Source organism: Mycobacteriales bacterium, assembly GCA_035504215.1.
Classification (GTDB): domain Bacteria; phylum Actinomycetota; class Actinomycetes; order JAFAQI01; family JAFAQI01; genus DATAUK01.
This window is the reverse complement of sequence record DATJSI010000060.1, coordinates 1-7,867: the sequence shown is the minus strand read 5'-3', so window position 1 is coordinate 7,867 and position 7,867 is coordinate 1. Positions and strand designations below refer to the sequence as shown.

The following is a 7,867-nucleotide window of genomic DNA, read 5'->3' as shown; positions in this document are numbered from 1 at the left end:
GCCGAGCGGGCTCGGTACGCCGAAGGGCGGCCTGCGGCTGTTCACCTCGACGGCGCCGACCGTCACCATGACCTCCCCAGCGCACCCGAAGCTGCACACCGCGGCAACGTTCACCGCGCAGGGCACGGAGCTGTCGGGAGTGACCGCGACCCTGTCCAGCTCCAGCTACGCCTGGAACTTCGGTGACGGCCACACGTCCACCGGTACGTCGGTCAGCCACACCTACACCGCGGCTGGCAAGTACACGACGACGCTCACCGTTACCGACAGCCTGTACCAGATCGTGATCAAGAAGGTGACGATCACGGTCGGCGAGAAGGCATCGGTGCACTACAAGGGTTCGGCGAAGCTGAAGACCCATCACAAGGGCTCGTTCAGCGCCGCCGGCACGACCACCCCGAACACCGGTGCCACGATCAAGCGCTACCACTGGAACTTCGGCGATGGCCACACCGCGAGCGGCAAGTCGGTTCATCACGCGTTCTCGCACTCCGGCAAGTTCACGGTGACGCTGACGATCACCGACAGCAGCGGCGTGGTCACGACGGTGAAGCACCACGTCAAGGTCAAGAGCTAGCTCGGTCACTGCGGGATAGGCGGTCAGGAGGTTCCGGTCGGTACCTTGCTGTCCGTCAACGTCGGGCTGCCGCGTGACGTGGCCTGGCAGGGCAAGACCGTCTACACCGGAATCTTCAAGGAGCCGGTGACCGGCGCGCGAACCGTGCGCAGGCTGAACGTCGACGGTGACGGACAGGGCGACCTGGCCGGGCACGGTGGCGAGCAGCGTGCGGTCTTCGTGTACCAGATCGACTCGTACCGGTACTGGGAGCGCGAGCTCGCGCGGGACGACTTCACCTATGGCCAGTTCGGCGAGAACTTCACCGTCGACGGTCTTGGCGACGATGTCGTCTGCATAGGTGACCAGTACCAGATCGGCAGCGCCTTGTTCGAGGTCACGCAACCGCGGGTGACCTGCTACCGCGTCGGCATCCGGATGAATGAGCCGCGGATGCCGGCCCTGCTCGTCTCTCACCACCGGCCGGGCTTCTACTTCCGGGTGCTGACCGAGGGCGACGTAGAGGCAGGCGACGAGATCGTGAAGATCGGCTCCGGGCCGGAGCAGATCACGGTCGCCGAGGTCGACGCGCTGCTCTACCTGCCCCAGCACCCACGGCAGCAGCTGCTGCGTGCGCTGCGAGTGCCGGCGCTCAGCCCGGGCTGGCAGGAGTCGTTCCGAGCGTTGCTCGAGCAGGCTCCGGGAGCGGGCAACGCCGGCCTGACGACCGCCAGCCCCCCACCGGCATGGACCGGGTTTCGCCGGCTGGCCGTGGCCGCCATCGAGAGGCAGAGCGACTCCGTCACGGCGATCCGCCTCGATAGTCCCCACGGCACGCAGCTGCCCGCGGCGCGCCCGGGTCAATACCTCACCGTTCGCATCCATCCAGCGGACGGGCAGCGGGCATTGCTGCGCAACTACTCGTTGTGCAGTTCGCCGGAAGCGGGCTACTACCGGATCGGGGTCAAGCGGGAGGCGCACGGCGCCGTCAGCGGCTACCTGACGACCGGGTGCGAGCTGGGCGAGGAGATCGACATCGGCGCGCCGAGAGGCACCTTCATCCTCGACCAGACACCCGCGCCGGTGCTGTTGATCAGTGCAGGCGTCGGCGCCACTCCTGTCCTCGCGATGCTGCACGCTCTCGCCGAAGCGAAGTCTGGGCGCGAGATCTGGTGGCTGTACGGCGCGCGCAACCGACGGGAGCATCCGTTCGCCGCCGAGGCGCGGACGCTGCTCGCCTCGCTGCCGCACACCCGCAGCCAGATCTGCTATAGCGATCCCGGTCCCGACGACCGTCCGGGCCGCGACTTCGACACCGCGGGGCAGCTGACACCCACCCTGATCGGCGAGCTCGATCCGCCGCGCGACGCGATGGTGTACCTGTGCGGCCCACCGCCGTTCATGGCCGACATCAGCGCCGGTCTGGCCGCTCTGGGAATCGACGCTGCGCGGATCCACACCGAGCCGTTCGGACCGGCGCCATCGATCACACCCGGCGTCGAGGCAACCCCGCCCCGAGCGCCGCACGCTCCGTCCGGGCCGGCCGGCGACGGGCCCACGATCGGGTTCGCGCGCAGCGACTTGTCCATCCGCTGGAGTCCGGACTACGGCAGCCTGCTCGAGCTCGCCCGAAGCGTGCGATGTGCCGGTGCGCTGGTCGTGCCGTACCGGCGTCTGCCACACCTGCGAGACCACGCTGATCGCGGGTGCCGTCGACTACAGCCCCGACCCGATCGAACCGCCCGCCGAGGGCAGCGCGCTGCTCTGCTGCTCCCGGCCGCGCGACGACGTGGTCCTGGACCTCTGACGCGGCGCCCGCCACCTGGGCTGGCTGCTTACGGCCGCGGCACGCCGACTACGGTGGTGCTGGACGGACGGGATCGCGAATGATCATTCCCAAAGCAGAGGCACTGGCGATACTGCAGCGCGCCGGCATGTCCGACGTCATCGCCGGTTTCGAGGATCAGCTCCCGGACCCCATCGACACGGACCGCGACGAGGAGCTGCTCGCCAGCCTCGGGATCACGCGGGCTCGCCTGATGGAGCGGATGGGTCACAGCCCGTGACCCACCTCTCCTCGCCGGCCTAGGCCCGAGCGAGGACCTTCGGGGTGCCGTTGGCGGTCCTGAGGCCGAGCAGCTCGGTCTGCGCCTTGTTGGTGGTCACGAACCGGCCGAGGGCGCCGACGCGGAAGTACCAGTTGTAGCCGTGCCGGGTCGAGACGGTCAGGTGCCCATGGCTGTCGAGCATCTCGACGGTCCCACGCGGGCAGCCCTTGGAGCCGGGGTTCACCCAGGCGGCGTGATTGCCGAACAGCGCCGGAAACTCGAAGCGGCACCGGTTCGTGGTCCGTACCTGCTTGCCGTCGCTCACGCGGATCAGCGCCAGGGGGGAGTGCGTCAGGTCGGACAGGCCGCACGCCGCCCAGTGAACGTCGACCGCGCTGCAGGAGTTCTCCTGGCCCTTCGGCTTCTGCAGGACGGTGTGCTTGGTCGGATGCGCCCACGGTGCGAAGACGATCTCGCCATTGCCGTTCTCGTCGTTGTCGCCGTACGCGACGAAACCGGACGCACCGGTCACCGCCGAGTAGCCGACACCGGCCGGCAAGGGCCTACCCAGGTCGGTTCTCTTCCCGCCGAAATGCTGGTAGATGACGTGACCCCCGCCGACCTTGGTGGTCAGCAACCAGCCGTCCGGCGCGGCGCCGACGGCCCACTCGGACGCGGCGCCCGTCGCGCTGCCGTGGGTCCCCTTCGCGAGGTCCCACCACTTCAGGTTCTCCGTGGGGCCGGAGAAGCTGGTCTCGATCAGCGTCGCGTCGACCAGCGAGAACCCGGGCCGGGGCATGATCGGGCCGAGGTCCAGCCGCTTCCCGGTCGCGGTGAGCACGTGCAGGGTGCCCGTGGTCTCGTCACCGGGAACGTAAGACTTGTGGGTCGTCGTGCCTCGCACGTACGCCAGGTAGCGGGCCCCGCCCGCGACCGGAGCGATTCCCGTGTGCGCGGTCGGGGTCGTGCCCGCGGCGGCATTCGCGGCCGAGGCCGCGGGCAACGCCGCGGCGAGGCAGGGAACAAGGACGGCCGTGGCCGCGGCGGCAAGCACTCGCGACACCGTTCGCATGTGAGTCATGTCCTGACAACGCCCCAATCCGCGCTGAGGTTGACACGGGCCGAGAATCGGATCCGACCTCCTAATGATCCGGAGTGCCGACCACCCGGCGGACCCGTACGTCGGCACGGTAGGACAGCACCGCGGCGAGTGAGGCGAGCACCGCGCAGGCAACCAGCACGTCAAGCGAGTGGTGGTACCCCCGAAGCAGGCCGCTCACGGAACGCGGCGACACCCTGGCCGCCGTTCCGGTGAAGAACTGATGCCGCAAATGGGCCGGGAGCGGAGCGGTGATCAGGGTGAGCGCCAGCGCCGTACTGGCCACCCAACCGACGTTCTGGATGGTCAGCCGGGCCCCGTTGACCAGGCCGGCACTTGCGCTCGGGGCGGAGCTCATCGCTGCGTTCGCGTTCGCCGGCGTGAAGATGCCCGCGCCGGCACCGACGACGACCAGGCTTGCAGCGAAGACCGGATAAGGCGCGGTCAAGCTGGCTCCGAGCAGCGCCAGGCCGACCGCGCCCAGAGCCGAGCCGAGGATCGCCAATCGTGCGGGCTCGAGGACGCGACTCAGCAGGCCGGCACTCACCGCGAAGGTCACGGCCGACACCGGCAATGGCATGACCGACAGCCCGGCCCGCAATGCGGTATCGCCGCGAAGGGCCTGCAGGAACAGCACCATCAACAGGACCGGCACCCACTGCGCCATCGCGTTGAGCAGGCCGGAGACGATCGCAAGGCACAGCCGGCGGTTGCGGAACAGGTCGATGTGGATCAGCGGGGTGGTCACGCGGGACTCGTTGATGACGAAGAACGCGAGTACGACGCCTGCCCCTGCGATTCCCCCGACGATGTCGCGGCTGAAGCCGGTGCCCGACTGCGCGATCAGCAAGCTGATCACGACCCCGCCGAGGCCGAGGATCAGCAGGAACGACCCGACGACGTCGAACCGGAACTTCTTCGAGTCCGGCGGCCGGTCGGGAAGCGATCGCCAACCCCAGACCAGGCAGACCGCGCCGACCAGCGCACCGAACAAGAAGATTCCGTGCCAACCGATCGCCTGGGTGACGGCTCCTCCGATGGTCGGTCCGACCAGGTCCCCCACGGAGATCGCCGAGGCGTAGACGCCCAGGGCTCGATGCAACCGGAGTGGATCAAGGGCATCGAACAGGATCGCGGCGCTGTTCGCCCAGACCGCCGCGACGCCGGCCGCGGAGAAGACCTGGAGGCCCACGAACACCCACGCGGTCGGAGCCACGCTCAACAGGAGGTTCGACACGGTGAAGGTGCCGACGCCGAGGAGATAGCACCATCGCCGGCCCAGCAGGTCGCCGACTCGTCCGAGGGTCAGCATCAGCGTCGTGCTGGTCAGCGACGGGATGACCACGATCAGGGTGGACTGCAATGCAGTCGCGTGGAAGTGGCGGGAGACCGCCGGTACGGCGACCCCCAGGCTGCTCGTGCTGAGGCTGGCGACAAAGGTGGCAAGCGCCACGGCCGACACGACAACGGTGGGATTCGACACCCGGGAGGGCGTTGCGGCCAGGTCGCCGATCGCGCCGGCGCGACATTCAGCCACCTGCGATCCCCGACCCGGCCACGTCAGCGCGGCGCGACCGGCAGTCGAGCTGTACCGGTGACGATCCTTAAGCGAAGGTGGTTCAGGCGCTGCTCCGTTTGACCAGCCACGGCACCAGCCCCGGCATCAATTCTTCGATCTCTTTGGTCCGCGCGGTGTAGTGGTAAAACTTGCCCTGCTTACGAATATTGATCAGACCGGCGCCGCGCAGGATCTTCATGTGGTACGAGATCGTCGACTTCGAGACCGGCAGGGCCTCCTCGAGCGACGTACATGCCAGCTCGTTCGTGCTGACGATCTGGGACATGATCCACAGGCGGATCGGGTCCGAAAGTGCTTTGAGGACATCAACCGCCGGGTCCTGGGTGTCGACCTGGGTCATCACCGGCCGGGTACTTGCCGCGCGCTTCGCCATCGTCATCCTTGTCGAGTCACGAAGTCATCAACACAATGTGAGGGTTGGTCCGGAGCAATCGAAGAATCTGCCGTTGGGACATTACCTCGCGCCGCAAGAATTGCGGTACACCGCGACCGGTCACGTTGCCCGTTCGACGGTTTCGGGCCGCGGAAACGGCCAGCCCGACATTTCCCCCGATGTGAAAACAACAACGCGCCGCCTAGACCTTCACCAGCAGGGCGTCGACGGCGATCGCACCGTCGGCGGACAGGATCAACGGATTGACGTCCAGCGAGGTGATGCGGTCGCCCAGCACCGCTGCGAGCGCATCGAGGACGCCGATCGTGCGCTCGAGTGCGGCCAGGTCGACAGGGGTGCTACCCCGCGCCCCGGTCAGCCGCGCGTATCCACGCAGGGCGGCGAGCATGGTGCCGGCATCCCCGGTGCGCAGCGGCGTGGCGCGGACCTGAACGTCGTCGACCAGCTCGGTCCAGACCCCGCCGAACCCCGCCAGCAGGAAGGTGCCGAGCGGCGGTGCCGCATGCAGCCCGAGGATGAACTCGGTGCCGCCCGAGATCTGTTCCTGGACCAGCACGCCGCGTGCGCCGCGCTCCAGCAGCCCGGTGACCGCCGCGGCGAGCGCGACCTCGGAGTCGATGCCGAGGATGACGCCGCCGTGCTCGGTCTTGTGCGCAACCTCTTCGTCGGCGATCTTTGCGACCAAGGGGAACCTCAACCGGGCGCATGCCGCGTCCGCCTCTTCGGCCGACTTGGCGACCTCGTGCGGCGCAACCGTGACACCGGCCGCTGCCAGCAATTCGAGGGCGAGCGGCCCGCCGTTCGGCCCGGAGGCCATCCGGCTCAGCACGGACTCGATCCCGGCGACGTCGACCGGCGGCAGCTCGCCGACCGCTGGCGAAGGTGCGCTGTAACGCACGAGGTGGCCGAGAGCGCGCAACCCGGTGTCGAAGCCGGACAACACCAGAACACCCTCGGCGAGGGCACCCTCGGTGTCGGCCGCCGTCGGTGCGCCACCCACGCCGTCGAGTACGACGCACAGGCGGTCGGTCTCGGAATGCGCGACGCGACTGGCGGCGACCGAGCCGGCCGAGCGAGGCTCGTCACCGGTGGGCCCGACCGTGAAGTCACCGACCTGGACGAGGATGTCGACGCTCGGGTCGTTCGCCGCGGTCGTCGCAATCGAGGGAACCCGGTTGTCGTAGTCCGCCGTACCCCACCAGTCGAGCGGGTTGGTCGCCGGAAGGAACTCCGCGATGAGCTCGCGCAACCCGGAAACGGTCTCCGGCGCGAAGGCCGGGATGGACAGCCCGGTGCCCGGCACGTGGTCGTGGACCAGCTCGATCTGCCCCCCGGATGCGGTCAGCACCGCCATCCCGCCGCCCTTCGGCCGACGGGGTGACTGCATCGCGACGGCGGTCTCCAGCAGCTCTTCGAGAGTGTCCACGCGAATGACGTCGTGACGGCGCAGGGCCGCGTCGACCAACCGGTCCGGAACCGCGAGTGCTCCGGTGTGCGCTGTGGCTGCCGCTTGCGCCTCGGTGGTCCGCCCTGACTTGCAGATGATCACTGGCTTGCCGAGGCTTCTCGCCAGGTCGCATTGTGCGAAGAAGACGTCGGGACGGCGGATCGTCTCGAGGAACGCGCAGATCACGTCGACCCGACTGTCCTGGACGTAGTACTCGAGGATCGCGGCGGCGTCCGTGACAGCCTCGTTGCCGCTGGACACCGCATGGCTCCAGCGCACGCCCCGACGGTTGTTGATCAATGCCGTCGCGACCGAGCCGCTCTGCGCGATCAGGGCAACCCGACCCGCATCGTAAGGATGTACGGCGTCCATATAGAGCGGCACGCCGTCGACGAAGTTCACCAGGCCCTGGCAGTTCGGCCCGACCAGGGCCATCTCGCCCTTGTCGGTCAGCTCGCGCATCCGCTGTTGGAGCGCCCTGCCCTCCTCGCCGCCCTCCGCGAACCCGAACGCAAAGACCACGGCGCCGGTCGCACCTTTGGCGACCGCGGCTTCCACCATCGGCACGACTCGCTCGGTCCCCACCGCCAGAACTGCAACATCCGGCACGAAGGGAACGTCTTCGAGGCTCGGGTAGCACGGGAAGCCATCGATCTCGTCGTACTTCGGGTTGACGCAGGCGACCTGACCTTCGTAGCCGGTACGCCGCAGGTTGTGCACCACGCCGTACCCGGTTCCTGCCCG

At 68.5% G+C, this 7,867-nt stretch carries 6 protein-coding genes and 1 pseudogene; 3 read left to right on the top strand and 4 right to left on the bottom strand.

Going from position 1 to position 7,867, the window contains the following annotated elements:
- From VME70_07585 to VME70_07575, 3 genes and pseudogenes are all read left to right on the top strand, one after another.
- Nucleotides 1-577, top strand: a 577-nt coding sequence (locus tag VME70_07585; protein HTW20054.1) for a PKD domain-containing protein, incomplete at its 5' end; no start/stop codon positions are given.
- A 15-nt stretch (nt 578-592) separates the two neighbouring features.
- Nucleotides 593-2,363 (top strand): annotated as a pseudogene (locus VME70_07580) (MOSC and FAD-binding oxidoreductase domain-containing protein).
- Nucleotides 2,364-2,442: 79 nt separating this feature from the next.
- Nucleotides 2,443-2,622, top strand: a complete 180-nt coding sequence (locus tag VME70_07575) for a hypothetical protein (protein HTW20053.1) — start codon at nt 2,443-2,445, stop codon at nt 2,620-2,622.
- A gap of 19 nt (nt 2,623-2,641) precedes the next feature.
- On the opposite strand, the gene VME70_07570 is transcribed toward VME70_07575, so the two are convergent.
- The 4 genes from VME70_07570 to VME70_07555 all read right to left on the bottom strand — a co-directional run.
- On the bottom strand, nt 2,642-3,676 hold the full coding sequence (locus VME70_07570) for a hypothetical protein (protein HTW20052.1): 1,035 nt from the start codon (nt 3,674-3,676) through the stop codon (nt 2,642-2,644).
- Nucleotides 3,677-3,746: 70 nt separating this feature from the next.
- The gene (locus VME70_07565) at nt 3,747-5,240 is read right to left on the bottom strand and encodes an MFS transporter (protein ID HTW20051.1); all 1,494 of its coding nucleotides are present in this window, start codon (nt 5,238-5,240) and stop codon (nt 3,747-3,749) included.
- An 82-nt stretch (nt 5,241-5,322) separates the two neighbouring features.
- A complete protein-coding gene (locus tag VME70_07560; protein HTW20050.1) occupies nt 5,323-5,655 on the bottom strand; it encodes a metalloregulator ArsR/SmtB family transcription factor in 333 nt (110 codons plus the stop codon).
- Between the two features lie 202 nt (nt 5,656-5,857).
- Nucleotides 5,858-7,867: acetate--CoA ligase family protein (locus VME70_07555; protein ID HTW20049.1), on the bottom strand; the 2,010-nt coding region annotated here is incomplete at its 5' end.

Excerpts from the sequence above, each read along its gene's own strand:
- VME70_07575 (HTW20053.1), top strand. The coding sequence starts at position 2,443 with ATGATCATTCCCAAAGCAGAGGCACTGGCGATACTGCAGCGCGCCGGC.
- VME70_07570 (HTW20052.1), bottom strand. The coding sequence starts at position 3,676 with ATGCGAACGGTGTCGCGAGTGCTTGCCGCCGCGGCCACGGCCGTCCTT.
- VME70_07560 (HTW20050.1), bottom strand. The coding sequence starts at position 5,655 with ATGGCGAAGCGCGCGGCAAGTACCCGGCCGGTGATGACCCAGGTCGAC.